Below are 24,575 nucleotides of genomic sequence, written 5' to 3' on the forward strand. Positions count from 1 at the left end.
GCCCTCGGAGAACGGCCATGGCACTCAACGATATCACCGTCTACCAAACGGAGGACGGCTTCGTTGTCGAATTCGGCGGCGAAGGCGAAGACAGAATTGCCGTGACGCTGCGCAGCACGCCTGAACTGACGCCGGAAAACGCCGTCTTGCGGGCCAAGGCCCTGCTTGCCGCAGCAATCGAACCTGCCCATGGCGACGGCACGCGCAGCAAGGATCCCGCTTTGCTTGAGGAAGAGCTGGAGGAGGGTCTGGAAGATACCTTCCCGGCGAGCGACCCGGTCTCGGTCACATCCTCCTCGATCCCGATGCGCGATCCGAATGCCGGCCGCTGATCCCTGTCGCGCAAACGTATGAAACGGTTTTGGGATGACGCCAAGCGCGCTGAATGTTATCTGCATCGATCATGACCGATGGTGGAACGATCTCAGGTGCGATTGGCGTCGGCACCCTTGCGAGCGAAAGCCTCAGGAAATTTTTCGAGCGCGATGCGATCACCGTCTCTCGCGACCTGCTCGGCTGCCATCTGACCGTGGATGGCGTCGGCGGACGCATCACCGAGACCGAAGCCTATTTTCCCGATGACGAGGCCTCGCACAGCTTCCGCGGCCCGACCAAGCGCAACGGCGCCATGTACGGCAAACCGGGCAATGTCTATATCTACCGCATCTACGGCATGTACTGGTGCCTGAATTTCGTCTGCCATCCGGGCTCGGCTGCCCTCATCCGCGCCCTGGAGCCGGAAACGGGAATCCCTGTGATGATGGAGCGGCGCGGCACCGACATGCTGACGGCGCTCTGCAGCGGTCCCGGCAAGCTCTGCCAGGCGCTCGGCATCGATATCGCGATCAATGACAGGCTGCTCGATCGCTCGCCCTATGCGATTGCGCCGTCAACACCCGTGCCGATCATCTCGGGAAAACGCATCGGCATCACCAAAAATGCCGAAGCACCATGGCGCTTCGGCATTCAGGGATCGCGTTATCTCAGCAAGCCGTTCCGCTGATCATTCCATCACCGCGCTGTGGTCGGCCGCAGGTGCTGCCTTCGGCTTGCGCAGCAATAACACCAGCGGGATGACCGCAAGCGACATCAGCATCAGCAGTTTGAAATCGTCCATATAGGCGATGATCGTCGATTGCAGCGTGATGATTTCGTTGAGCGAAGCGCGGCCGGCAGCCGTCAGCGGGCTTAGCCCCTGTGCCGCTACCGCGTTGAAGGCGTGATTGAACGGCGTCACATAGGCTGCGATCGATTCGTGATTGCTCTGTGTGTTTTCGACGATCAGCGCCGAGACGATCGAGATGCCGACCGACGAGCCGATGTTTCGCGACAGGTTATAGAGGCCGGTGCCGTCGCCGCGCATATGGGCGGGCAGCGTGGCAAAGGCGATCGTCGTCAGCGGCACGAACAGGAAGCCGAGGCCGGCGCCCTGGATGAAACCGACGGAGACGATCGTCCATTGTGAGACATCGGGCGTCCAGCCGGTCATGTCGTACATCGCCCAGGCGGTAAGACCGAGCCCGAGCACCAGCAGCAAGCGCGTATCGACCTTGCCGATTAGCCGTCCGACGATGAACATGCAGAGCATGGTGCCAAGCCCACGCGGCCCCATGACGATGCCGGCGGTGATCACGGGATAGCCCATCAGCGTTTGCAGATAGGGCGTCATCAGCGCCAGCGAGGCGAGATAGGTGACGCCGATCACGAAGATGAAGATCATGCTGATCGAGAAATTCTGATCGAGAAACAACTTCGGGTTCACGAAGGATTTCTCTGCCGTCAGCGTGTGCACGACCAGCAGATAGAAAGCGGCAGCGCAGATCAGCGCCTCGATGACGATCTCGCCCGAGGAGAACCAGTCGAGCTGCTCGCCGCGGTCGAGAAAGAGCTGCAGCGCGGCAATACCGAGGCTCATCATCCCGAAGCCGAACCAGTCCAGCTTGGCAAGCAGATCCCTCTTGGTCTCGGTGACGAAGACGACGATGCCCATGAAGGCCAGTGCCCCGATCGGCACGTTGATATAAAACACCCAGCGCCAGCTGATATTGTCGGTCAACCAGCCGCCGATGACAGGCCCAAGCACTGGCCCGACCATGACCGAGACGCCGAAAAGGGCCATGGCCGAGCCGCGCTCCTCGACGGTATAGATATCGAGGAGGATGCCCTGGGAAAGTGGCACCAGCGATGCGCCGAACAGGCCCTGCATCAGGCGGAAGGCGACGATCTGGTTCAGTGATTGCGCCAGGCCGCAGAGAACGGAAGCAACCACGAAACCGACGATGGCGACGAGCAGCACGCGTTTGCGACCGAACTTGGCGGCAAGAAAGCCCGACGGCGGCGTCATGATTGCCGCCGCGACGATATAGGAGGTCAGGACCCAGTTGATCTGGTCGGCGGAGGCCGACACGCTGCCCTGGATATAGGGCAGCGCCACGTTGGCGATCGTCGTGTCCAGCGCCTGCATGATGACGGCGAGAATGACGCAGGCCGTGATCGCACCGCGATTGGCAATCGGCGTCGCCGGAGAAGCGGAAGTGTTACTCATGATCCTTGCCCTGAGGCCGACCCAGAAGCTTGTTGACGAAATCAGGCAGGCCGCGGGCATGGCCGGTCTCGACATCGACCACCGTGCTCATGCCGACGCGCAGCGGCGGCTTGCCGTGGGTCTCATCGATACTGACTCGCATCGGAATGCGCTGGACGACCTTCACCCAATTGCCCGTGGTATTCTGCGCCGGCAGCAGCGAGAAGCTGGAGCCGGAGGCCGGGCTGATGCTCTCGACTTTGCCCTTCCATGTGACGCCGGGATAGGTGTCGATATAGATATCGGCCGTCTGGCCGGGTTTGACGTAGGTGAGCTCGGTTTCCTTCGGGCTGGCGGCGATCCACAGGTGGTCGGTGGCAACAAGCGAAAACGCCTGCTGCGAAGCCTGCAGATAGGAGCCGACCTGCAGCGCGTTGACATTGGTGACGATGCCGTCGAACGGCGCCTTGACGACGCTGTGGTCGAGTTCGCGCTGGGCATTGTCGACATTCGACTTGGCCTGCAGGTAGAGCGGGTTCTCCTCGAGCGGCTGATCGGCGGAGCCGCCGAGCTGGGCAAGCGTGGTTGCGGCTTCCGCCTTGGCGACGGTCACCTTCTGCTCAGCGGCTTCGAGATTGTGCTTGGCCTCGTCATAGGCCGAGCGGGTCGCGCCGCCGCTGGTCACCAGGTTCTGCTGACGGTCGAATTCCTCCTGGTAATAGGGAATATCGGCCTCGGCCTGGGTGATCTCGGCCAGCGACTGCTGATAGCTTGCCTTGAGGTTCATGATCTGGTTGCGCTGGACGCCCAGCTGGGCCTCGGCGCCGGCAAGCGCGATCTTGAAGGAATCGGCCCTGAGGCTGAAGAGCACTTGCCCCGCCTTGACCGCCTCGTTCTCATGCACGTTGATCTGGTCGACGATGCCTGAGACATCGGTGGTAAGCCCGACCATATCGGCCTGGATATAGGCGTTGTCGGTCGACATCACCTGACCGCCATTGACGTAATAATAACCACCGACGACGAGCGCCACCGGCAGCAATGCAAACAGGATCGGCCGCGTGAGACTGCGCCGGCGGCGGACCTTGTTGCCGCCAGGCGCAGCCACGGCGGCAGCCGGCGCTGAATTGGATGAAGGCGCTTCGGCTACCGTTTCCTGCTGTTTCGCTTCGTTTTCTTCGACAGGAGTCTTGGTCTTGGCATTGGCGTCGGCAACGACGCGGAGGGGGGATTGATCAGCCATCGTTCGTCTCATTCTCGTCAACCGGGCTCCGGCATGCCTGAACCAGGTTCGTCTTCATTACGGATAGGATGTGGAAAAGCAGCTCGCGCTGTTCTGGCGAAACGCCTTGCAACGCTTCTGCGCGGGTGGTGTCGCCGAGCTCGCGCATTTCGGCGAGCAACGGGTGCGCCTCGTCGCGCATGTAGAGCAGCCAGATGCGCCGGTCGGTCGGGTGCTGGCGGCGCTCAATCAGCCCGCGCTCGGCGAGCTTGTCGAGAATGCGCACCAGCGTGATCGGCTCGACTTCGAGGATTTCGGCAAGGCCGCCCTGATGGATACCCTCGTTATTCGAGAGATAGGCAAGCGTCTGCCATTGCGACCGAGTCAGCCCAAGGCACTTCGCGCGCTGCTCGAACCGCTTGCGCAGCAGCCGCGCGACGTCGTGGAGAAGGAAACCGAGGGTCGGAGTGGCGTTCATGAAAACCTGTGACGGCTATTTATAAGCATACTTATAATATCGGTAGATATATTGAGCATGTACGCTGCACAAGGGCATGGATGGCAGATTCAACGGAAGCGGCCAAAATGCCGCAGACCAGCTCCGTCCCTATTTCTGCGGTAGGTACAGCCTCCGGAGGAGGCGCGGCGCGCCGCCCCCGACGAGATCGACGATGATGCCCCTCACATGCTGGAACAGGAGTTCGACTGGGGCCGAACTCGCGCCCTGCTACCCCGGGAGAGACGAGATCGTCGAGAGCGGATGCCCTCCCGTGACGTTTTGATGGATTCCGGAATCGTTACCAATTGGCATTTGCAATTTTTCGTCGCTGCCGTTTATAGTCCAATTCCATAGGGTTACGATTTTTCCGATGTGCATTGCGTGCCGGCCTTCCTTTTCCAAGGGATTGAATGCCGGGGGAATCACGGGGGCAAAGGCCCTCATTCAAAGCAGCAAGACATGAACAGCATCACTTCATCTTGAGGTTGGCGGCAGTGAATCGGCCGTCGAGATTGGAGGACCGGTATGACTTACGCGCTTCGACAGATGGTGGTGCTTGGCTGTATTGCCGCATTCATGCCTCTCCCCGCGCTGGCCCAGAGCGCTCCGCCGCCCCCGCCGGTCACCGTCGCCAAGCCTGTCGTGCGCGATGTCGTCGACAGCGACGAGTTCATCGGCCGTTTCGAGCCCGTCGACGAAGTCTCCGTCCGTTCGCGCGTCGGTGGTTACCTGGAGGAAATCCATTTCCAGGACGGCGCCCTGGTCAAGCAGGGCGATCTGCTCTTCGTCATCGACCAGCGGCCGTTCGTCACCGCGCTTAATCAGGCAAAGGCGGCACTCGAAGCCTCGCAATCCGCCCTGGTCTTTGCCGATGCGCAGTATAAGCGCGCGCAATCGCTTGCTTCGAGCGGCAGCCAATCGGCGCAGACGCTGGACGATCGCCGCCGCGAATTCGATTCGGCTGAGGCCAATGTCCGCGGCGCCCAGGCTGCCGCCGATCGCGCATCTCTCGACATGGAATATACCGAAATCAAAGCGCCGCTCAGCGGCCGCATCGACCGCCGCCTGATCTCCGCCGGCAACCTCGTGCAAACCGACCAGACCATTCTCACGACGATCGTTTCTCTCGACCCGATCGATTTCTATTTCGACGTCGATGAGCGCCGCCTGCTGAATTTTGCCGACACGGCCCGCAAGCTGGGCAAGGATCTCCAGCAGGGCGGTGGCGGACTGGATGTATCCGTCACGATCTCCGATCCCAATGCCAAGCCATTCAAAGGAAAGCTCGATTTCGCCGAAAATCGGGTCGACAATGAGAGCGGCACCATTCGTCTGCGTGCCCGCTTCCCCAACCCCGATCTCGTCCTTCAGCCCGGCCTCTTCGGTCGCATACAGGTCGAAGCCTCGAACACCTACCAGGCCATTCTCGTGCCCGACGAGGCGATCGGCTCGGACCAGAATGAGCGCGTCGTTTATGTCGTCGCCGAAGACGGCACGGTGTCGACCAAGCCCGTAAGGCCTGGGCCGAGGCTCTACGGCTACCGCATCATACGCGAGGGCCTCGATGGCACCGAGACGATCATTGTCAACGGCCTGATGCGCGCCCGACCGGGTGCAAAGATTACGCCTCACATGACCGAACTGCCGCAGGAGCGGCAGGACACTGCGCCCGAAACCGCCGGCGCGGAGAGCGGACAATGAGATTTGCTCATTTTTTCGTGGACCGACCGATCTTTGCGGCCGTCATCTCGATCCTGCTTCTCGTCGTCGGTGGCATTGCCTATACGCAATTGCCGGTATCGCAGTATCCGGAGATAGCGCCGCCGACCATCGTCGTGCGCACCTCTTATCCGGGTGCCGACCCGCAGACGATCGCCGATACCGTTTCAACGCCGCTTGAACAACAGATCAACGGCGTCGAAGACATGCTTTATATGTCTTCTTACTCCAGCGCCGACGGCGCCATGTCACTGACGATCACCTTCAAGCTCGGCACTGATCTCGACAAGGTCCAGGTGCTCGTCCAAAACCGCGTTTCCATCGCCCTTCCCCGTCTTCCCGAAGAAGTCCAGCGGCTTGGGGTGACCACCGACAAAAGCTCGCCGGATCTGATGATGGTCGTGCACCTGCTGTCGCCGTCGCACCGCTATGACCAGCTTTACGTCTCGAATTACGCCCGCAACCGCATACGCGACGTTCTCGTGCGCCTTGACGGCGTCGGCGACGTGCAGATCTTCGGCGAGCGCCAGTATTCGATGCGAATCTGGCTGGATCCGGAAAAGCTCTCCGCTTACGGGATGACATCCGACGACGTCGTCTCCGCGTTGAGAGACCAGAACGTTCAGGTATCAGGCGGCAAGATCGGTGCCCCACCCGTCACCGGCAAAAATGCATTCGAATATACGGTGCGAACGGATGGCCGTTTCTCCGACGTGCGCGAGTTCCGATATGTCATTGTGAAATCGACGACATCGGGCCGGCTCGTGCAGTTACAGGATGTCGCCCGGATAGAACTCGGCGCACAGGATTACGTCACCAACAGCTATCTCAACAACGATCCCGCAGTTGCTCTCGGCATCTTCGCCCGGCCGGGAACCAACGCCCTGGACACCGCCCATCAAGTCCAGACGCTCATGAAGGACTTATCCCAGAATTTCCCGCCGGGTCTGGAATATCGTATCGTCTACGACACGACCGAATTCATCTCGGATTCGATCACCGAGGTCTACAAGACCATCGCCGAAGCGGCCATCCTGGTAGCAATCGTCGTTCTTGTCTTCCTGCAATCCTGGCGAACCGCGATCATCCCGATCATTGCCATCCCGGTATCGCTGATCGGTACCTTCGCCGTCCTGCTCGCCTTCGGCTTCTCGCTCAACATGCTCACCCTGTTCGGTCTCGTGCTGGCGATCGGTATCGTTGTCGACGACGCGATCGTGGTGGTGGAAAACGTCGAGCGCAATCTGGCGCGCGGCATGACGCCGAAGCAGGCGTCCCATGTCACGATGGACGAAGTCGGAACCGCCGTCGTCGCCATCTCGCTGGTGCTGATCGCCGTGTTCGTGCCGACAGCCTTCATTCCAGGCATTTCTGGCCAGTTCTACAGGCAGTTCGCGGTCACGATCTCCGTCACCACTGCAATTTCCGCATTGAATTCGCTCACGCTGTCGCCCGCCCTCGCAGGCATATTGCTGAAAGCCCATGACCACGAAACCAAGCGCACCAATGTCGCCTCGCGCCTCGGAAGAGGGCTTGCAAACGGCTTCAATCATGGATTCGATCGGCTGAGTTCCGGCTATTCATGGACCGTTCGCCATCTGGTCAGCAGCTGGGTTGGATTGACAGCGGCAATGGTCACCTTCGTTTGCCTGCTCGGAGCGACCTGGTACATTGGCACGAAAGTTCCCGCGGGCTTTATCCCGACCATGGACCAGGGTTACGCGATCATCGTCATCCAGCTTCCGGACGGCGCCTCACTTGCACGTACCGACGCCGTCGTCAAACAGGTCGGCGATATCGCCCGCACCGTGCCCGGTGTCGGCAATGCGGTGCAATTTGCCGGCTTCAGCGGGGCGACCTTCACCAATGCCTCGAATGCCGGCGTCGTCTTCGTCCCGTTCAAATCCTTTGCCGAGCGAGAAGAGGGCGGCGAGACCGCCAACAAGATCATCGGCGAGCTCTACGGCAAGCTGCAAAGCATCCAGGAAGCCTTCATCATTGCCATCCCGCCGCCGTCCGTGCGTGGCGTCGGCAATTCCGGCGGCTTCAAGATGCAGATTTCCGATCTCGAAAACGCCGACATGACGCGCGTGCTCGGCCTGGCCCGACAGATGATGGGTGCGGCGGCAACGACCGAGGGGCTAACCGGTGTCTTTACGACATTCTCCGATGCAAGCCCGCAATATTTCCTGGCGATCGACCGTGACAAGGCGCGTTTCCTGAATGTGCCGATTCCCAATATCTTCAATGCCCTTTCCATCAATCTCGGCGTCGCTTATGTGAACGATTTCAATGCGTTCGGCCGCGTCTACCAGGTTCGCGCCCAGGCCGACCGGCAATATCGCATGGACCGGGAAGACATCCTCGCCCTCAAAGTCCGATCGGCGACCGGCGCGCTGGTTCCGCTTGGAACCTTGATGGACATCCAGGATGCCAGCGGCCCGGCCCTTGTCCAGCGCTACAACATGTATGTCTCGGTGCCGCTTCAGGGCAATCCGACGCCGGGCACGTCGACGGGCGATGCGATCGCCAAGATGGAGGCCTTAGCAGCCAAGATCCTGCCGCAGGGAACGACCTTCGAATGGACGGAACTCGCCTATCAGGAGACCCACACCGGCAACACGGCCATCTACATCTTCGCCCTGTCTGTCATCTTCGTCTTCCTGGCGCTGGCGGCACAATATGAAAGCTGGGTTCTGCCGCTCGCGATCATTCTCATCGTCCCGCTGGCGGTGCTTGCGGCGCTGATCGGGGTCTCGCTGAGGGGAATGGACAACAATGTCCTGACCCAGATCGGCCTGATCGTCCTGATCGGCCTTGCCGCCAAGAACGCCATTCTGATTGTCGAGTTCGCCAGGCAGGCGGAAGACGAGGGCAAATCGCCGGTAGAGGCGGCCATCGAGGCCAGCCATCTTCGCCTGCGCCCGATCCTGATGACGGCATTCGCCTTCATCTTCGGTGTTCTGCCGCTTGCGATCGCCACCGGCCCCGGCGCAGAAATGCGCCAGTCGCTCGGCACCGCCGTCTTCTCGGGCATGCTCGGCGTGACGATCTTCGGCCTGTTTCTGACGCCGGTCTTTTACGTCGTGCTGCGCGGTTGGCGCCGCAAGCGGCCGGCCACTGTAGAGCCAGCGAAGACGGAGCCGGTTGAGCAAGGGGTCGTCTGACACGACCCCACCGGCAGGAGAAACGGAAGTCAGGTCGAAAACAGATGCACTTGGCCTTGCCACAGGCGGGCGACGGTGAGCTTGCCGCTGCGATAGGCGCGCGTATCGAGATTGAGCCGCCTCGGCCGTATGTCGGGTTCATCGTTCGGCGTGTGACCGTGAACGACGAGTTTCGGCAACGGCACCCGGCTTTCGAGAAACCGCTGGCGGATGAGGACCAGATCCTCGTCCGTCTGCTCGCTGAGCGGCAGCTTCGGATTGATGCCCGCATGCACGAAAATCACGTTCGGGGTCTCCAGCAGGACGGGCATCGCCCGCATGAAATCGATATGCGTGCGCGGCAGCGACTGGCGGATGAAGGCATCAAGCTTCGCGCCGGAGGGAAAGACCAACGGCAGGTGCTCCGGATCGAGGCCATAGGATTTGAGCGACTCCGCCGACCCCATCTGCATCCAATCGTCATAGGAGGTCCAGCCGTCGATATAGTCGAGCATGGCGACTTCGTGATTGCCGGCAAGGCAGATGCGATCGAATCCATCAGGCGGCGGCTCCATCAGGTGGTCAATGACCTGGGACGATTCCGGGCCGCGGTCGATATAGTCCCCGAGCGTGACGATCAGCTTGCGCCCGGGCAACTGCGCGCCATCACGCAGGATCGCCTCCTCGGCCTTCACAAGCAGATCATACCGACCGTGAATGTCGCCGATCGCATAGGTTGGGATAGCGGCAATATCCAGCGTCAGACGCGGTCTCGGCTGGCGTGCCATTTTCGAAACCTCGCTGTTGCGAGCACGAGAGTCGCTCATCATATTTCTCGATAGCCCTGGTTCACCGTAAGTAGAGTGAAGGACAACGCAATCAAGCTGGTAAGAAAATTCAAAGCTTTCGGGTTTTGTAGAAAAACCGGCCTTATCATTCGAGGGGCAATCCCTCACTCCTATATCCGTCGAGAAAAGAGTGACCGATGGGAACGGTATCGCAATTTCATCAGAGCCTGAGAGCTCCCGCGCATCGCATCGAAAGCGAAGAGGAGGCGATATCCACGGCCCGCGACCTCGCCGCCGCATTCCGGCATCACGCGAGCGAGCGCGATATCAACCGCATCCTACCCTTTGCCGAGCTTGATGCGCTGTCGGTATCGGGGCTGACTGCAATCGCGGTACCGCCCGACCACCAAGGGCTCGACGTGTCGAACGCCTTGCTCGCCGAAATCGTTGCAATCATCGCCGAGGGCGATCCTTCGATCGGCGAGGCGCTGGAAAATCATTTTTGCATGCTGGAAACCCTCCGCACCCAGGCTGCCGAAGATTTGAAGGCATCGCTGTTTGCCCGCGTGCTGCTCGGCGACCGCTTTTCGGGCGCCGCCTTCACCGACGGAGCTGCGCTTGCGGCCGAAGGCCCGGGCTACCGCCTGAGTGGGCGCACGCGACAGGCGCCCGGTATTCTATTCGCCGACTGGATCGCCGCTGCCGCCACCGCCCCGCCCAGCCGCCCGGTGACGCTCTACCTTGCACGGGCTGACGAAGGCGTGCAGGTGGTCGACGATTGGGACGGCTTCGGCCAGCGCACCAACGGATCAGCGACGGTGATCGTCGCCACACTTCATGTCAATGCCGATGCGATTGCCCCTGCCCCCTCGTCCGGATATTCGACCGGCATCTCGCTCGGCCTGCTGCTCAAGGCCGGCGTCAGCCTGGGCATCGCGCGGGCCGCATGGAGCGACCTGATGACCGCGATTGGCGATCGCAGCGCGACCGTCCTCCCGCGAATCGGCGGCCGCGCCATCCGTATCGAAGCGACAGTGGCAGCCTTGGAACGGGCTGGGCGCAAACTCGACATTGCCCAGGTCAATCCTGTTGAGGCAGCGATGGCGGACGCGCATTTTTCCGCCTCGGCCGCCGCAATCCTTGCCGGGGAAACGGCGCTCGACACCGCAAACGCGCTGTTTGAACTTGCAGGGGAAACATCGGCCGGCATCGGGCTCAATCTCGACCGCCATTGGCGCAATGCCCGCATTCACGCGCTATCGCTGCCGCACGATAAGCTGGTGCATGCCGCAGGCGAATATATGTCGAAGGTTGGCGGCGCCTAATCAGCTGGCGGCGGAGATCGGGAATTCTTCCGTCGTACCGTCGACGCGGCCACCGCCGGCGACGAATTGCTCAAGGGTCATATTGTCGAGAATGGCGGCGATCGCGTCCCGAACGTCGGTCATCGAGCGCCGCACCTGACAGGTTTCCGGATCGGCACAGTCGTCGCAGGCCTCGTAAGCCGTTCGGCTGGCGCAACGGATGGGCGCTAGGGGCCCGTCGAGCGTGCGGATGACATGGCCGATGCGGATTTCGGAGGCCGGCCGCGACAGGGAATAGCCGCCGCCCGGTCCCTTTTTCGAGCGCAGGATGCCGACATTGCGCAGTTCGAGCAGGATCGTATCGAGAAACTTCTTCGGGATATTGTTGCGGGCCGCGATGTCGTTGATGAAGGCGGTCTCACCCGGCGCCAGCCGGGCCAGGTCGACCAGCGCCTTCAGCCCGTATTTTCCCTTTTTCGTCAGCATCGTCGTCGCCTTGTAGAAATCGCAGTATTATCCTGCCAATAGCAGGCAAATAGCGTCAAAAGCGTGAACATACAACAAAATAGCTATTATTTATAGCTTGTATCGGCAACATCCACAGGCCCGCACGGCAGCCTTGACAAAGACCGGCCGCCGCGCGCTTTCCGCTCACCTCGGTCAGATCGTCTTCAGCATGCCGCCGTCGACGAAATAGGTCGAGCCGATGCAATAGCTCGCACGCTCCGAACTGAGGAAGACAAAGACGTTGGCCAGCTCCTCCGGCGTGCCGAACCGTTTGGAGGCGGCGTGCTCGTTGGCGACGCTCTGCAGATAGCCCTCCCAGTTGCCGCCGGTTTCGGCGGTCAATTGCTTGGCGGTCTTGATCCAGTCGGGCGTCAGGATCAGGCCGGCATTGACACAGTTGACACGGATATTGTCCTTGATGAGTTCGGTCGAGAGCGTCTTCGAAAACATCATCAGCGCCGACTTGCTGACGTTGTAGATCGGCTCGTACCAGAGTGGCTGGACAGCGCAGATCGAGGCGTTGTGCAGGATCACTCCGCCGCCGCGTTCCTTCATCTGCGGCGCGATGCCGCGCGCCAGCCGCACGGCGGCCATCACATGCAGGTCCCAATAGGTCTGCCACTTCTCGTCGGGCGCCTCCATCACCGTCTCGTTCGATCCGGTGCCGGCATTGTTGATGAGGATGTCGGCGCCGCCTTTTGCGGCCGCCGCCGCGATGATCGCCTCGGTTCCCGCAACCGTCGCCACATCGGCCGCGACAGCGGCGGCGCTGACGCCGTACGTCTCGGCGATACGGGCGGCTTCCGCCTCGAGCCGTTCGCCGCCGCGTGCTGCCAGCACGAGGTCGGCGCCCTCGGCCGCCAATCCCTCGGCGATCGCCAGTCCGATGCCGACCGACGCACCTGTTATGACGGCAGTCTTTCGCTTCAATCCGAGATCCATGTCTTCCTCCGCAAAACGGCCGGAGATCCCGGCCTGATGTGCTGAGTGTTCCGCCAATGAATACCGGTCGTCAAGCGCCTGCACTCCTCTTGCGGCAGACGCCGATCTGTCGCATGCCTGCATCAACGGATGGGAGGAGTTTTGATGCGACGTTATTCAGCCTGCATAGAGTGGCTGTTTGCCGAAGAGGGCGACAGCTTTCCCGATCGCATCCGCCGCGCCCATGCAGCCGGCCTGACGGCGATCGAATTCTGGCGCTGGACCGACAAGGATCTGAATGCGATCGAGGCGGCGCTGAAGGAAACCGGCCTTGCCGTCTCCAGCCTCGTCGCCGAACCGATGATCGCACTGACCGACGCCGCCAACCGGCAGGTCTGGCTCAAAGGCCTTGCCGAATCCGTGACTGCCGCGAAGCGTCTCGGCGCGCCGGTGCTAATTGCCCAGGCGGGCGACGATCTCCCAGGCTTGAGCCGCGAAGAACAGCGCCGGGCGCTCACCGAAACGCTGAGAGCCGGCGCCGATATCCTCAAAGGCAGCGGTGTGCGCCTCGGCGTCGAGCCGCTCAATATCCGCATCGACCATATCGGCTATTTCCTCGATTCGACCCGCGAAGGCCTCGACATCATCGACGACGTCGCTCGCCCCGAGATCGGCATCGTCTACGACATCTACCATTCCGCCGTGATGGACGAGCGCAGCGAAGACGTGCTGAACGGCCGTCTCGACCGTATCATCCACGTCCATGTCGCCGATCACCCCGGCCGCAACGAGCCGGGCTCCGGCAGCATCGACCTTGCTCTACGCCTCGGCTGGATCTTCGCCAACGGTTACGACGGCGCCGTCGGTCTGGAGTACCGGCCGACCAGGCCCGGCGCGGACGCAGTCAAGGCCGCGATTGCTTCGCTCGGCGGTTAAACCTCGGCGGCATCGACGCTTGCCACCGCCTTGCAGGGTCCGGCAGAGCGGCGCTCGATAATGCGCGAGGCAATCATGATGCGCCGCGCCGGCATGCCGGGGAGGCGTGGATTCTCGATGCGCTCGAGCAAGAGCCGCAGCCCGACGGCCCCGCACTCCTGCCCCTCCATCCTCACCGTCGTCAGCGCCGGCGAGATCTGCGTTGCCGGCGAGTAGTCGCCGAAACCGACGACCGAAATATCGTCGGGAATGCGGTATCCCTGACCGAGCAGCTCGGAAACCACGGTCAGTGCCAGCCCGTCATGGGCGCAGAAAAAAGCCGTTGGCCGGATGCCTTTTTCCACGAGCGCTCGGAAGGCCGCTCTGAAGCCATTCTCTTCGTCGAACTGCATAACATGAAGCGCAACGTCAGGATAACGTTCGGCGACTTCGCGGGCGCCGTAATGCCGCTCTTGGCGTCCCCGCAGGCCCGGCATGCCATAGACGTAAACAATGGACCGATGGCCGAGCCCGACCAGATACTCTACCACCGCCTGCCCTGCCTCATGGTCGGTGCCGCCGACATGGTCTATCTGCTCAAGCGCACCGACCCAGCCGAAACGCACGATCGGAACGCCGGTGGCACTCACCGCCGCCACAGCCTCACGAGCGTGCGGACCGACGAGCATCAGCCCGTCGCAAGTGCGCGCCAGCTCTTCCAACTGGCCGGAATCATGGGTCCAGCGTACGCGTAGCGTCATGCCGAGCCGATGAGCCTCGCGCTGCACACCGTTCTGCACCTGCATATAGAGCTCACTGTTGACGGCATCGAGATCGTGAAAGACGACCGCGACCTCGCCGGCAGTACCCTGCCCGGCAGGCTTGATATAGCCGAGGCGCTGCGCCGTCTCGCGGATCAGCGCGCGCGTTTCTTCGCTGACGCCGCTCTTGCCGGCAAGTGAGCGCGACACCGCGTATTTCGACAGGCCGACCTCCCGCGCGATCGTCTGCAATGTAACCCGGCCCCTGCTTCCCACGTGGCACCTCAGCGTTCGATTGATGCGCGCTGGCTATAGCAATCGCGCCGGTAAAGCAAATTTATACACTAACGTAAACATAACGCTTTACCTAACAATATCCAAATGTAATCTTTTCTCCATCCAAGCCCACAGCAAAAATAATGATAAGGGCACGGATTTTTGGAGGAGATCCCTATGATCAAGCTGAAACGACGTGCGTTTCTGGCCGGGACGTCGGCCGCCCTGATATTACCGGCCCTGCCGGTTTTCGCCGCTGACTTCAAGGAAGCGGATATCCTGAAAACGAAGGTGTCGAGCGGCGCCCTGCCGGGTCTGAAGGACCGGCTTCCTGAAAATCCGCTCGTCGTCAAACCGGTCGAAAGCGTCGGCAAATACGGCGGCGACTGGAACATGGCGCTGGTTGGCGGCGGGTCGCTGTCGATGCTGTTTCGCTACCAGGCCTACGAACCGCTGCTGCGCTACACCCCCGACTGGTCAGGCGTGACGCTGAACGTTGCCGAGTCTTTTGAGGGTGACGGCGATTCCAGAGTCTATACGATCCGCCTGCGCAAGGGAATGAAATGGTCGGACGGTCATCCCTACACCACTGCCGACATCAAGTTCTGGTACGACACCGTCTTTACCGACAAGCGCGTCGCCTTCGTCGGCCAGGATCATTGGAAGTCCGGCGGCAAGCCGGCCAAGCTGGAGATCGTCGACGAGCAGACCTTCAAGGTCACCTTCGACAAGCCGAACGGTCTTTTCCCGCTGCAGGTCGCCTGGGCAAACAACGACCAGACGACGCGCACGCCAAAGCATTATCTCGAGCAGTTCCACATCGACTTCAATCCGAAGGCCGATGAACTCGCCAAGCAACGCGGCTTCGAAAGCTGGATCGCCTCCTTCCAGGCGGCCGCCGGTTTCCAGGACGACAACGCCTTCTTCCTGAACTCCTCGAAGAAGCCCTGCGTGCATGCCTGGATGTTCACCATAGCACCCGGCGAAAACACCGAACGCGCCGTTGCCGAGCGCAATCCCTACTATTGGAAGGTCGATACCGAGGGCAACCAGCTGCCCTATATGGACCGCATCGTCTACCAGATGGTCGCCGACCCGCAGGTTCTGCTGCTGAAGGCCATGCAGGGCGAAGTCGACCTGATGGACCAGTATATCGCCACGCCGAACAACAAGTCGGTTCTCTACGATGCGCGTGAGCAGGGCGGCTATGATTTCTACACGCTGACTTCGACCGAAGCCAATGTGATGAATTTCATCTTCAACCTGAACCACAACGACGAGACCAAGCGGACGCTCTTCCGGAACAAGGATTTCCGCGCGGCACTCTCGACCGCGCTCGACCGGCAGTCGCTGATCGATGCCGTGCTCGTTGGCCAGGGCGCGCCTGCCCAGCCGTCGATCAAAAAGGAAGATCCGCTTTACAACGAGCAACTCGCCACGCAGTTCACGGCCTATGACGTCGACAAGGCGAATGCCATGCTCGATCAGATCGTGCCGAAGCGCGACGACCAGAACTTCCGCCTCGACGAAAAGGGCCGCCGCCTGACGATCATCTTCGAGATCGACCAGGCGCGCGCCGTCTTCCTCGATCTCTTCCAACTTGTCATTCCGATGTTCCAGGCGGTCGGCATCGATGCGCAGATGCGCTCGATGGACCGTTCGCTTTGGGAGACGCGCGTCCGCCAGGGCCGCGATTTCGACGCGACCGCCCACCAGTTCGGCGCCAATGGCGGCGTCGCCGCCATGCTCGACCCGCGCTATTACGTGCCGACCGATGCCAACGCCATGTATGCCCCGGCCTGGCAGCTCTGGTATCGCGACCGCGCCAATGCCAATGCCGAGGAACCGCCGGAAAACACGAAGAGCCAGCTTGCGCTATACGACAAGTTGAAGGCGACTTCCGACGCATCAGGCCAGCGCGAGGTCATGAAGCAGATCCTGCAAGGCGCCGCCGACAACTTCTATGTCTTCGGCATCTCGCTGCCGCCCGACGGCTACGGCATCGTCAAGAACAACATGAAGAACATCACCAAGATCATGCCGAACTCCTTCGGCTGGCCGACGCCCGCTCCGACGATGCCGGAGCAGTTCTATAAGGCCTGATGGCCCATTCCCCATGATGCATGCCAGGCGCCGGCCCTTCCGGTTGGCGCCGAGGTTTTTCTTTTGCCAATGATTGGATAAAGACGATGCTCGATGCCAGGAAACGGAACACCCACACGCTGAGGACGCCGGACTGGTTCAAGACCGCGACCCGCTGGACCCAGCTGACTTTCGTGGAAGACGACCCGGAGAAATACGATCCGGCCTTCTGGATCGACGTGTTCAAGCGTACGAAGTCGAACGCGGTCTGCCTCAGCGCCGGCGGTTACATCGCCTATTATCCCAGCGACGTGCCCTACCACTATGTCAGCAAATATCTCGGCGACAAGGATATCTTCGGCTCGCTCGTCGATGCCGCCCGCAAGCTCGACATGCATGTCATGGCCCGCGTTGACCCGCATGCGATCCATGACGATGCCGCCAAAGCCCATCCGGAATGGGTGATGATCAATGCCGACGGAACCCCGCGCCGCCACTGGGCCTATCCCGATGTCTGGGTGACCAATGCCTATGGCGACTACAACAGCGTCTTCATGCCTGAGGTGGTCAAGGAGATCGTCCGCAAATACGATGTCGATGCGGTCTTCGCCAATCGCTGGCAGGGCCACGGCGTCGATTATAGCGAAGACAGCGGCCGCCGCTTCAAGGACATGTCCGGCCATGCTCTGCCGAAGAAGCCCGATGCCGAGGATCCGGCCTGGCAGGCCTGGGTGCAATGGCGCCGCCGCGTGCTGACAGACATGATCGCGCGATGGGACGATGCCGTCAAAGCGATCCGCCCGCATGCGAGCTTCATTCCGAACATGGGTGGCGCTTCGCTGATGGAATTCGATCTCTCGGTCATCGCCAGGCACTGCCCCTTCCTCGTCGTCGACCATCAGGGCCGAAAGGGCCTGGAGCTCGGCTGGTCGGCAGGCCGCAACGGCAAGCGCATCCGCGCCACCTTCCCCGACCGCCCGGTCGTGCTGATCACCTCGATCGGCCCGGAGGAGGAATATCGCTGGAAGGACGCCGTCACCTCGGGTGAGGAGATGCAGCTCTGGATCAACGACGGCACTGCCCACGGCCTCTACGCCTGGTTCACCAAATTCAACGGTGTCGTGCCCGACAAACGCTGGGTCGAGCCGGTGGCCGACGCATTCGGCCTGCAAGCAGCCGTCGAGCCCGTGCTGGAAAGCATGAAGCCGACCGCCGAAATCGCTGTCGTCGATCCCTCGACGACGCTGCGCCATTGGGCGCCGGAAGAGCGGCATTCCGCCGAAAAACACGATCTCGGTCTCTATCATGCCCTCGTCGAAGCCCGCCTGCCCTTCGAGCTGCTCTCGGACCAGGTGCTAACCGAAGAGAGCCTCGATCGGTTCAAGCTGATCATCCTCGCCAACGCTTCCTGCCTTTCGGATGCGCAGAACGCCGCAATCCGCGCCTATGTCGATCGCGGCGGCAGCGTTATTGCCTCCTATGAGACGTCGCTGCGCGACGAGTTCGGCAAGAAGCGCCCCAACTTCGGCCTGGCCGACGTGCTCGGCGCCAGATACGTCTCCGGCCCGCGCGGCATCGTCAAGAACACCTATGTCGCCCTTTCTGGCGATCACCCGATCAATCGGGGTTTCGACGGCGCCGAGCGGATCATGGGCGGCACCCGCCTGATCCACGCCGAACCGTCGGTCGATGCGAAGACACCCTTCCTCTACATCCCCGACTTTCCCGATCTGCCGATGGAAGAGGTCTATCCGCGTGAGGCCCCGAAAGGTGCTGCCGTCATCGCCCGCGAGACTGGCAAGGGTGGCCGCACGGTCTACATCCCCTGGAACATCGGCGAGATCTTCTGGGAGGTCTTTGCCGTTGATCATGCGCGGCTCATCGCCAACGCCGTTCATTGGGCACTCGACAAGACGCCGCGTGTCACCGTCAAGGGCAAGGGGGTCGTCGATCTGGCGCTGCGCGAAAACGATGGGGGCCTGGCAGTCAGCCTCTTCAACCTCACCAACCCGATGATGATGAAAGGCCCGATCCGCGACAATTACCCTCTGGCAGCGCAGACCGTTTCGGTGGAGATTCCGGAGGGCCGATCGCTGGCAAAGGCTTGGCTCGTCGTTGCCGACCGCGCCGCAAACTTCAGCTTCGGGAATGGCCGCGCGCAGGTGGAGGTGCCTGGTATCGATCGGCTGGAGGTCCTGCATCTTACCTGGAAATGAGATGACACGCGACGAAGGAGCGCTTTCGGCCTGGAGGGCCGAAGGTGGGTAAAGATCCGGGGAAGCGCGTCACGGCGTTCCCGACCGGAGGAGAAACGTTTCGATGCTTGGCTATATCTTCAAGCGCGTGCTCTACATGATCCCGACCCTATTCGGCATGTCGCTGATCTCGTTCCTGATCATCCAGTTGCCACCAGGTGACTATCTGACGTCGATGATCGCCACCATGAGCGACAGCGGCCAGACCGTCGATCCCGCGCAGATCGAGCGGCTGAAGGAAATCTACGGCTTCGACGACCCCTTCTATGTCCAATATCTGAAATGGATCTGGGGCATCGTCAGCCGCGGCGACTTCGGCTACTCCTTCGAGTGGGGCCAGCCCGTCTCCGGGCTGATCTGGGCTCGCATGGGCTCGACGCTGGTGATCTCGCTCCTGAGCCTGCTCTTCGTCTGGATCGTCGCTTTGCCGATCGGCATCTATTCCGCTGTCCGCCGCCACTCCGTTGGCGACCATGTCTTCACCTTCCTCGGCTTCATCGGCCTTGCTGTGCCGAACTTCATCCTGGCGCTGACGCTGATGTACATCGCCTATAGATATCTCGGCCAGAGCGTCGGCGGGCTGATTTCGCCGGAATATGCCGAGGCGCCCTGGAGCCTCGCCAAGATTGGTGATTTCCTCGCCCATCTCTGGATCCCGATCATCATCATCGGCGCATCGGGAACGGCAGCAATGATCCGCATCCTGCGCGCCAACCTGACCGACGAACTGCACAAGCCCTATGTCGTCACCGCCCGCGCCAAGGGACTGCCGGAATACAAGGTCATCTTGAAATATCCGGTCAGAATCGCGCTCAATCCCTTCGTCTCGGCGATCGGCTGGGTGCTGCCGCATCTCGTCTCCGGCGTGACGATCACCGCCATCGTGCTGAACCTGCCGACCGCCGGGCCGCTGCTTTTCCGCGCACTGATCTCGCAGGACATGTACCTCGCCGGCAGTTTCATCCTGCTTTTGAGCGCGCTGACCCTCGTCGGCATGCTGCTGTCGGATCTGTTGCTGGCGCTGCTCGATCCGCGCATCCGGTTCAATTGAGGGGAATGCGATGAGCACGCACGAAACCTTCGGAAACCACGCTGGTCCGCTTCACACTGTTGCCGATGGCCCGTCGATCAGCCCGCTGAAACAGGGCAAGACCGTCTCGACCGCCGCGATCGGCCCCTGGCGGCTGGTCGCCGGCAAACTGATCCGCCAGAAGGTGGCGATGGTGGCCGGCGCCATCATCCTCTTCCTCTATCTGGTTGGCCTCTTCGCCGAATTCCTGGCGCCGGCTTTGCCGATGACCTCGCGGCCGCAATATACCTATGCCCCGCCGCAGGGCTTCAGCTTCTTCGTCGAAAAACCGGACGGCAGCTCGGAGTTCAATTTCCATGTGAAGGGCTACAAGGTCGAGATCGACAAGGTGGCGCTGCGCCGCACCTTCGTCGTCGACGACACCAAGGTCGTCCCGATCGGCTTCTTCGTCAAAGGCGCGGCCTACGATCTCTGGGGCCTGATCCCGATGAACCGCCACCTGATCGGCCCCCTCAACCAGAACGACCCGATGTATCTGCTCGGTGCCGACCGGCTCGGCCGCGACGTCTTCTCGCGCCTCGTCTACGGCACACGCGTATCCATGTCGATCGGCCTCGTCGGCGTCGCCATGTCGCTGATCCTGGGCGTCGTGCTCGGATCCATCTCCGGCTTCTACGGCGGCTGGGTCGATACGCTGATCCAGCGCGTCATCGAGGTCGTCAGCGCCATGCCGACCATCCCGCTATGGCTCGGCCTGGCGGCGGCGATCCCGCTGACATGGTCGCCGGTCAATGTCTATTTCGTCATCACGATCATTGTCTCGCTGCTCGGCTGGACCAGCCTGGCGCGGGAGGTGCGCGGCCGGTTCCTGGCGCTGCGCAGCGAGGATTTCGTCGTCGCCGCCCGGCTCGACGGATCGAGCGAAGCACGGCTGATCTTCCGCCACATCCTGCCGTCGCTGACGAGCCACATCCTTGCGGTCGTGACACTGGCCGTGCCGACAATGATCGTCGCCGAGACCTCGCTTTCCTTCCTCGGCATCGGTCTCAAGCCGCCGGTCGTCAGCTGGGGCGTGCTGCTGCAGGACGCCCAGAACATCCGCACCGTCGCCACCGCGCCGTGGCTCCTGATCTGGCCGTCGCTCGCGGTCGTCGTCGCCGTCCTGTCCTTCAATTTCTTCGGCGACGGCCTGCGCGATGCCGCCGACCCCTACGACAATTGAGGAGGAAACCATGACCGATCTTTCAGACGACGTCGTTCTCTCCATCGAAAACCTCTCGATCGATTTCCGGCTGCGCACCCACATCCTGCACGCCGTCGAAAATGTCAGCTTCGAGCTGAAGCGCGGTGAGACGCTCTGTCTCGTCGGCGAGAGCGGATCCGGTAAAAGCGTCACCGCCCGCTCGCTGCTGCAGATCGTCGACAGCCCCGGCAGCATCGTTTCCGGCCGCATCCTGCTCAATAACGGCGACGGGATCGCCGACATCGCCGCGCTGAAACCGTCGGATCGGGCGATGCGCGCCATCCGCGGCCGCCGCATCGGCCTGATCTTCCAGGAGCCGATGAGCTCGCTGTCACCGGTCCATACCATCGGTTCGCAGATCATCGAGGCCGTGCGCCTGCACAGCAATCTTGATCAGCATGCAGCCCGCGAAAGGACCATCGAACTGCTGCGCCAGGTCGAAATTCCGAACCCGGACAAGATGGCCGACCGCTACACCTTCGAGTTCTCCGGCGGAATGCGCCAGCGCGCCATGATCGCCATGGCGCTTGCCGGCAATCCCGACATTCTCATCGCCGACGAGCCGACGACGGCACTCGACGTCACCACGCAGGCCGAAATCCTCGACCTTATCAAGCGCTTGCAGGTCGAACGCGGCATGGCCATGCTGCTCATCACCCATGACATGGGGATCGTCGCCGAAGTGGCCGATGATGTCGCCGTCATGCGCTTCGGCCGCATCGTCGAGCACGGCCCGGTGGATGCGATTTACCATGCCGCCAAGCATCCCTATACCCGCCAGCTGCTGGCCTCGACGGTCAAGCTGACCCACCATGTCGAAGGGCGGCTGCCCGCCGTGGCACTGTCGCCGCAGGCGCCGCAGCCGATCCTGTCCGTCCGCAACCTCGGCAAGATCTATGGCTGGCACGGCAAGGCCAACACGCTGCGCGCCGTCGACGACGCCAGCTTCGATCTTTATCCGGGCGAAAACCTCGGCATTGTCGGTGAAAGCGGTTCCGGCAAGACGACGCTCGGCCGGCTCATCCTGCGCACCGTCGAGCCGACATCGGGCAGCATTAGCTATCGCGGCAAGGACGGTAGCGAGATCGACGTCACGAAACTCACCAAGCGCGAACTCCGCACCTTCCACCGCGAAGTCCGTCTGGTCTTCCAGGACCCCTTCGCCTCGCTCAATCCGCGCATGACCGTCAAGGAGGTGATCGGCGATCCGCTTGTTGTCAACGGGCTGGCCAAGGGCAAGGCGCTGGAGGACCGCGTCGCCGAGCTGATGCGTCTCGTCGGCCTCGATCCGATGGGCATGGAGCGTTATCCGCATGCCTTCTCCGGCGGCCAGCGCCAGCGCATCGGCATCGCCCGCGCCCTTGCGCTCGATCCGCGCATCATCATCGCCGACGAGGCAACGACGGCACTCGACGTCTCGATCCGCAGCCAGATCCTCGACCTGCTGCTCGATATCCGTCAGCGGCTAAACCTCAGTTTTATCTTCATCTCGCACGATATTTCGGTCGTGCGCTATTTCTGCGATCGTGTCGCCGTCATGCATCGCGGCAAAATCGTCGAACTTGGCGAGGCCGAACGGATCTGCACCGCTCCCGAGGAGGCCTATACGAAGAGCCTCATATCCGCCGTTCCCAATCCCGACCCTCGCGACAAGCGCATGCTGCACCGGCATCGTTTTGTCGCGCCTGCCAATATTTAAGGACGATCCCGTGCCGAAATTTTCCGCCAACCTTTCCTTCCTCTACCAGAACCTGCCCTTTCTCGACCGTTTCACGGCAGCCGCAAAGGACGGCTTCGGCGCCCTCGAATATCTCGGCCCCTATTCCGAGCCGAAGGAGACGGTCGCCGAGGCGCTGATGGCGAGCGGCCTGAAACAGGCGCTCTTCAACGTGCCATCAGGCGACTGGGCCGGCGGCGAGCGCGGCATCGCCTGCCTGCCGAAGCGCGTAGAGGAGTTCCGCAACGGGGTCGCGCAGGCGCTCGACTATGCCGCAGCTCTCGATTGCCGGCAGGTGAATGTCATCTCCGGGCTGGTGCCTAGGGGTGCGGACCTTCAAACGCTGGAAACGGTGCTGGTCGACAATCTGAAATATGCTGCAAAGCGCTGTGCCGACGCCGGCGTCAGGCTACTGATCGAGCCGATCAATCTGCGCGATATTCCAGGCTTCCTCCTGTCGAGCACCGCTGATGCCGAGCGCATCCTCGACAGGGTCGGTTCCGACAACCTCTATATCCAGTATGATTTCTACCACATGCAGATCATGCAGGGCGATCTGATCTCCACCTTCATCCGGCTGAAGGAGAAGATCGCCCATGTCCAGATCGCCGACAATCCCGGCCGCAACGAACCCGGCACCGGCGAGATCAATTACGGTTTCATCCTCTCCGAGCTCGATCGCCTCGGCTACGACGGCTGGGTGGGCTGCGAGTACAAGCCGAAGTCCGGCACCAGCGAAGGCCTCGGCTGGATGAAACCCTATCTGAAGTCAGCGAGGACAGCATGAACATCGGATTTATCGGACTGGGCGTCATGGGCCGCCCGATGGCGGAACACCTGATCGATGCCGGCCACACGCTGCATCTGAGCCGCGTGAAGGAAATCTCGCAGCATCTAGTCGACAAGGGCGGCAAAGCCGTAGCAAGCGCCAGGGCGGTAGCGCACGCTTCCGACATCGTCATCCTGATGCTGCCGGATACACCCGATGTCGAGGCGGTGCTGTTCGGCGAAGACGGCGTCGCGTCAGGTCTCTCCGCCGACAAGCTGGTCATCGACATGAGCTCGATCTCGCCGGTCGCCACCAAGACTTTCGCCAAACGCATCGAGGCGCTCGGCTGCGATTATCTCGATGCCCCGGTTTCAGGCGGTGAGGTCGGCGCCAAGGCCGCCTCGCTGACGATCATGGTCGGCGGCAAGGAGCCGGCTTTCGAACGCGCCAGGCCGCTCTTCGAGAAGATGGGCAAGAATATCACCCATGTCGGCGGTAGCGGCGACGGCCAGACGGCGAAGGTCGCCAACCAGATCATCGTCGGCCTGACGATCGAGGCGGTTGCCGAAGCGCTGCTGTTTGCCAAGCGTGCCGGTGCCGATCCGGCCAAGGTGCGCACCGCGCTGATGGGCGGCTTTGCTTCATCGCGCATCCTCGAAGTGCATGGCGAGCGCATGGTCAAGGAGACCTTCGAGCCCGGCTTCCGCATCCGCCTGCACCGCAAGGACATGACGCTTGCCGTCGATGCCGCCCGCGCACTCGATCTGTCGCTGCCGAACACGGCCGCCACGCAACAACTGATGAATGCCGCGATCGCCAATGGCGACGGCGAACGCGACCATTCCGCCCTCATCCGCACCCTGGAACTCCTCGCCGGAGGACCGCGCTAAAGCATGT

The 24,575-nt window shown here is 61.8% G+C and carries 20 protein-coding genes; 13 read left to right on the plus strand and 7 right to left on the minus strand.

Features of this window, described 5'->3' with window-relative positions; genetic code table 11:
• The first annotated feature begins 17 nt into the window (after positions 1–17).
• Complete coding sequence (locus N2A41_RS17025) at positions 18–332, plus strand: hypothetical protein (RefSeq protein WP_260109297.1); 315 nt, start codon at positions 18–20, stop codon at positions 330–332.
• Between the two features lie 53 nt (positions 333–385).
• Positions 386–1,003: a DNA-3-methyladenine glycosylase gene (locus N2A41_RS17030; protein ID WP_260109298.1), complete on the plus strand. Its 618-nt coding sequence runs from the start codon at positions 386–388 to the stop codon at positions 1,001–1,003.
• Here N2A41_RS17030 and N2A41_RS17035 read toward each other — a convergent pair whose 3' ends face one another.
• Genes N2A41_RS17035 through N2A41_RS17045 form a run of 3 tightly spaced genes read right to left on the minus strand, consistent with a single transcriptional unit; the run spans position 1,004 to position 4,224 of the window.
• Complete coding sequence (locus tag N2A41_RS17035) at positions 1,004–2,545, minus strand: DHA2 family efflux MFS transporter permease subunit (protein ID WP_260109299.1); 1,542 nt, start codon at positions 2,543–2,545, stop codon at positions 1,004–1,006.
• Positions 2,538–3,767: an HlyD family secretion protein gene (locus N2A41_RS17040; protein ID WP_162117931.1), complete on the minus strand. Its 1,230-nt coding sequence runs from the start codon at positions 3,765–3,767 to the stop codon at positions 2,538–2,540. The genes N2A41_RS17035 and N2A41_RS17040 overlap by 8 nt, the downstream gene beginning before the upstream one ends.
• Positions 3,760–4,224 (minus strand): MarR family winged helix-turn-helix transcriptional regulator, encoded by a 465-nt coding sequence (locus N2A41_RS17045; protein WP_003562008.1) that lies wholly within the window; start codon positions 4,222–4,224, stop codon positions 3,760–3,762. Before N2A41_RS17045 ends, N2A41_RS17040 begins: the two co-directional genes overlap by 8 nt.
• Before the next feature lie 546 nt (positions 4,225–4,770).
• On the opposite strand from N2A41_RS17045, the gene N2A41_RS17050 reads away from it, so the two are divergent.
• Positions 4,771–5,946 (plus strand): efflux RND transporter periplasmic adaptor subunit, encoded by a 1,176-nt coding sequence (locus N2A41_RS17050; RefSeq protein WP_017965872.1) that lies wholly within the window; start codon positions 4,771–4,773, stop codon positions 5,944–5,946.
• On the plus strand, positions 5,943–9,131 hold the full coding sequence (locus N2A41_RS17055; protein WP_260109300.1) for an efflux RND transporter permease subunit: 3,189 nt from the start codon (positions 5,943–5,945) through the stop codon (positions 9,129–9,131). Before N2A41_RS17050 ends, N2A41_RS17055 begins: the two co-directional genes overlap by 4 nt.
• Positions 9,132–9,160: 29 nt before the next feature.
• Here the strand turns inward: N2A41_RS17055 and N2A41_RS17060 are convergent, their stop codons facing one another.
• On the minus strand, positions 9,161–9,937 hold the full coding sequence (locus N2A41_RS17060) for a metallophosphoesterase family protein (protein ID WP_170257943.1): 777 nt from the start codon (positions 9,935–9,937) through the stop codon (positions 9,161–9,163).
• Between the two features lie 158 nt (positions 9,938–10,095).
• Between N2A41_RS17060 and N2A41_RS17065 the strand changes: the two genes are divergently transcribed.
• Positions 10,096–11,223, plus strand: a complete 1,128-nt coding sequence (locus N2A41_RS17065; protein ID WP_260109301.1) for a monooxygenase — start codon at positions 10,096–10,098, stop codon at positions 11,221–11,223.
• On the opposite strand, the gene N2A41_RS17070 is transcribed toward N2A41_RS17065, so the two are convergent.
• Both N2A41_RS17070 and N2A41_RS17075 read right to left on the minus strand, forming a co-directional pair.
• Positions 11,224–11,688, minus strand: a complete 465-nt coding sequence (locus N2A41_RS17070; protein ID WP_170257941.1) for an RrF2 family transcriptional regulator — start codon at positions 11,686–11,688, stop codon at positions 11,224–11,226.
• Between the two features lie 174 nt (positions 11,689–11,862).
• A complete protein-coding gene (locus tag N2A41_RS17075; RefSeq protein WP_260109302.1) occupies positions 11,863–12,651 on the minus strand; it encodes an SDR family NAD(P)-dependent oxidoreductase in 789 nt (262 codons plus the stop codon).
• A 144-nt stretch (positions 12,652–12,795) separates the two neighbouring features.
• On the opposite strand from N2A41_RS17075, the gene N2A41_RS17080 reads away from it, so the two are divergent.
• Complete coding sequence (locus N2A41_RS17080; protein ID WP_017965878.1) at positions 12,796–13,566, plus strand: TIM barrel protein; 771 nt, start codon at positions 12,796–12,798, stop codon at positions 13,564–13,566.
• On the opposite strand, the gene N2A41_RS17085 is transcribed toward N2A41_RS17080, so the two are convergent.
• Positions 13,563–14,582 (minus strand): LacI family DNA-binding transcriptional regulator, encoded by a 1,020-nt coding sequence (locus tag N2A41_RS17085; protein WP_260109303.1) that lies wholly within the window; start codon positions 14,580–14,582, stop codon positions 13,563–13,565. The two genes, N2A41_RS17080 and N2A41_RS17085, sit on opposite strands and share 4 nt — an antisense overlap.
• Before the next feature lie 177 nt (positions 14,583–14,759).
• On the opposite strand from N2A41_RS17085, the gene N2A41_RS17090 reads away from it, so the two are divergent.
• The 7 genes from N2A41_RS17090 to N2A41_RS17120 all read left to right on the plus strand — a co-directional run bounded on the left by N2A41_RS17090 (position 14,760) and on the right by N2A41_RS17120 (position 24,568).
• Complete coding sequence (locus tag N2A41_RS17090; protein ID WP_260109304.1) at positions 14,760–16,685, plus strand: ABC transporter substrate-binding protein; 1,926 nt, start codon at positions 14,760–14,762, stop codon at positions 16,683–16,685.
• 86 nt (positions 16,686–16,771) lie between these two features.
• Positions 16,772–18,880: a family 10 glycosylhydrolase gene (locus tag N2A41_RS17095; protein WP_260109305.1), complete on the plus strand. Its 2,109-nt coding sequence runs from the start codon at positions 16,772–16,774 to the stop codon at positions 18,878–18,880.
• A gap of 103 nt (positions 18,881–18,983) precedes the next feature.
• A complete protein-coding gene (locus N2A41_RS17100; protein ID WP_260109306.1) occupies positions 18,984–19,970 on the plus strand; it encodes an ABC transporter permease in 987 nt (328 codons plus the stop codon).
• Positions 19,971–19,980: 10 nt separating this feature from the next.
• On the plus strand, positions 19,981–21,171 hold the full coding sequence (locus tag N2A41_RS17105; protein ID WP_017961798.1) for an ABC transporter permease: 1,191 nt from the start codon (positions 19,981–19,983) through the stop codon (positions 21,169–21,171).
• Between the two features lie 10 nt (positions 21,172–21,181).
• Positions 21,182–22,891, plus strand: coding sequence for an ABC transporter ATP-binding protein (locus N2A41_RS17110; RefSeq protein ID WP_260109307.1), 1,710 nt, complete (start codon positions 21,182–21,184; stop codon positions 22,889–22,891).
• 10 nt (positions 22,892–22,901) lie between these two features.
• Complete coding sequence (otnI, locus tag N2A41_RS17115; RefSeq protein ID WP_260109308.1) at positions 22,902–23,696, plus strand: 2-oxo-tetronate isomerase; 795 nt, start codon at positions 22,902–22,904, stop codon at positions 23,694–23,696.
• On the plus strand, positions 23,693–24,568 hold the full coding sequence (locus N2A41_RS17120; RefSeq protein ID WP_260109309.1) for a 2-hydroxy-3-oxopropionate reductase: 876 nt from the start codon (positions 23,693–23,695) through the stop codon (positions 24,566–24,568). Before otnI ends, N2A41_RS17120 begins: the two co-directional genes overlap by 4 nt.
• The last annotated feature ends 7 nt before the right edge of the window (positions 24,569–24,575 follow it).

The organism is Rhizobium sp. SRDI969 (assembly GCF_025152725.1).
In the GTDB taxonomy this organism is placed as follows: Bacteria; Pseudomonadota; Alphaproteobacteria; order Rhizobiales; family Rhizobiaceae; genus Rhizobium; species Rhizobium leguminosarum_I.

Coding starts and splice junctions, on each gene's coding strand:
- N2A41_RS17025 (WP_260109297.1), top strand. CDS start 18: ATGGCACTCAACGATATCACCGTCTACCAAACGGAGGACGGCTTCGTT.
- N2A41_RS17030 (WP_260109298.1), top strand. CDS start 386: ATGTTATCTGCATCGATCATGACCGATGGTGGAACGATCTCAGGTGCG.
- N2A41_RS17035 (WP_260109299.1), bottom strand. CDS start 2,545: ATGAGTAACACTTCCGCTTCTCCGGCGACGCCGATTGCCAATCGCGGT.
- N2A41_RS17040 (WP_162117931.1), bottom strand. CDS start 3,767: ATGGCTGATCAATCCCCCCTCCGCGTCGTTGCCGACGCCAATGCCAAG.
- N2A41_RS17045 (WP_003562008.1), bottom strand. CDS start 4,224: ATGAACGCCACTCCGACCCTCGGTTTCCTTCTCCACGACGTCGCGCGG.
- N2A41_RS17050 (WP_017965872.1), top strand. CDS start 4,771: ATGACTTACGCGCTTCGACAGATGGTGGTGCTTGGCTGTATTGCCGCA.
- N2A41_RS17055 (WP_260109300.1), top strand. CDS start 5,943: ATGAGATTTGCTCATTTTTTCGTGGACCGACCGATCTTTGCGGCCGTC.
- N2A41_RS17060 (WP_170257943.1), bottom strand. CDS start 9,937: ATGAGCGACTCTCGTGCTCGCAACAGCGAGGTTTCGAAAATGGCACGC.
- N2A41_RS17065 (WP_260109301.1), top strand. CDS start 10,096: ATGGGAACGGTATCGCAATTTCATCAGAGCCTGAGAGCTCCCGCGCAT.
- N2A41_RS17070 (WP_170257941.1), bottom strand. CDS start 11,688: ATGCTGACGAAAAAGGGAAAATACGGGCTGAAGGCGCTGGTCGACCTG.
- N2A41_RS17075 (WP_260109302.1), bottom strand. CDS start 12,651: ATGGATCTCGGATTGAAGCGAAAGACTGCCGTCATAACAGGTGCGTCG.
- N2A41_RS17080 (WP_017965878.1), top strand. CDS start 12,796: ATGCGACGTTATTCAGCCTGCATAGAGTGGCTGTTTGCCGAAGAGGGC.
- N2A41_RS17090 (WP_260109304.1), top strand. CDS start 14,760: ATGATCAAGCTGAAACGACGTGCGTTTCTGGCCGGGACGTCGGCCGCC.
- N2A41_RS17095 (WP_260109305.1), top strand. CDS start 16,772: ATGCTCGATGCCAGGAAACGGAACACCCACACGCTGAGGACGCCGGAC.
- N2A41_RS17100 (WP_260109306.1), top strand. CDS start 18,984: ATGCTTGGCTATATCTTCAAGCGCGTGCTCTACATGATCCCGACCCTA.
- N2A41_RS17105 (WP_017961798.1), top strand. CDS start 19,981: ATGAGCACGCACGAAACCTTCGGAAACCACGCTGGTCCGCTTCACACT.
- N2A41_RS17110 (WP_260109307.1), top strand. CDS start 21,182: ATGACCGATCTTTCAGACGACGTCGTTCTCTCCATCGAAAACCTCTCG.
- N2A41_RS17120 (WP_260109309.1), top strand. CDS start 23,693: ATGAACATCGGATTTATCGGACTGGGCGTCATGGGCCGCCCGATGGCG.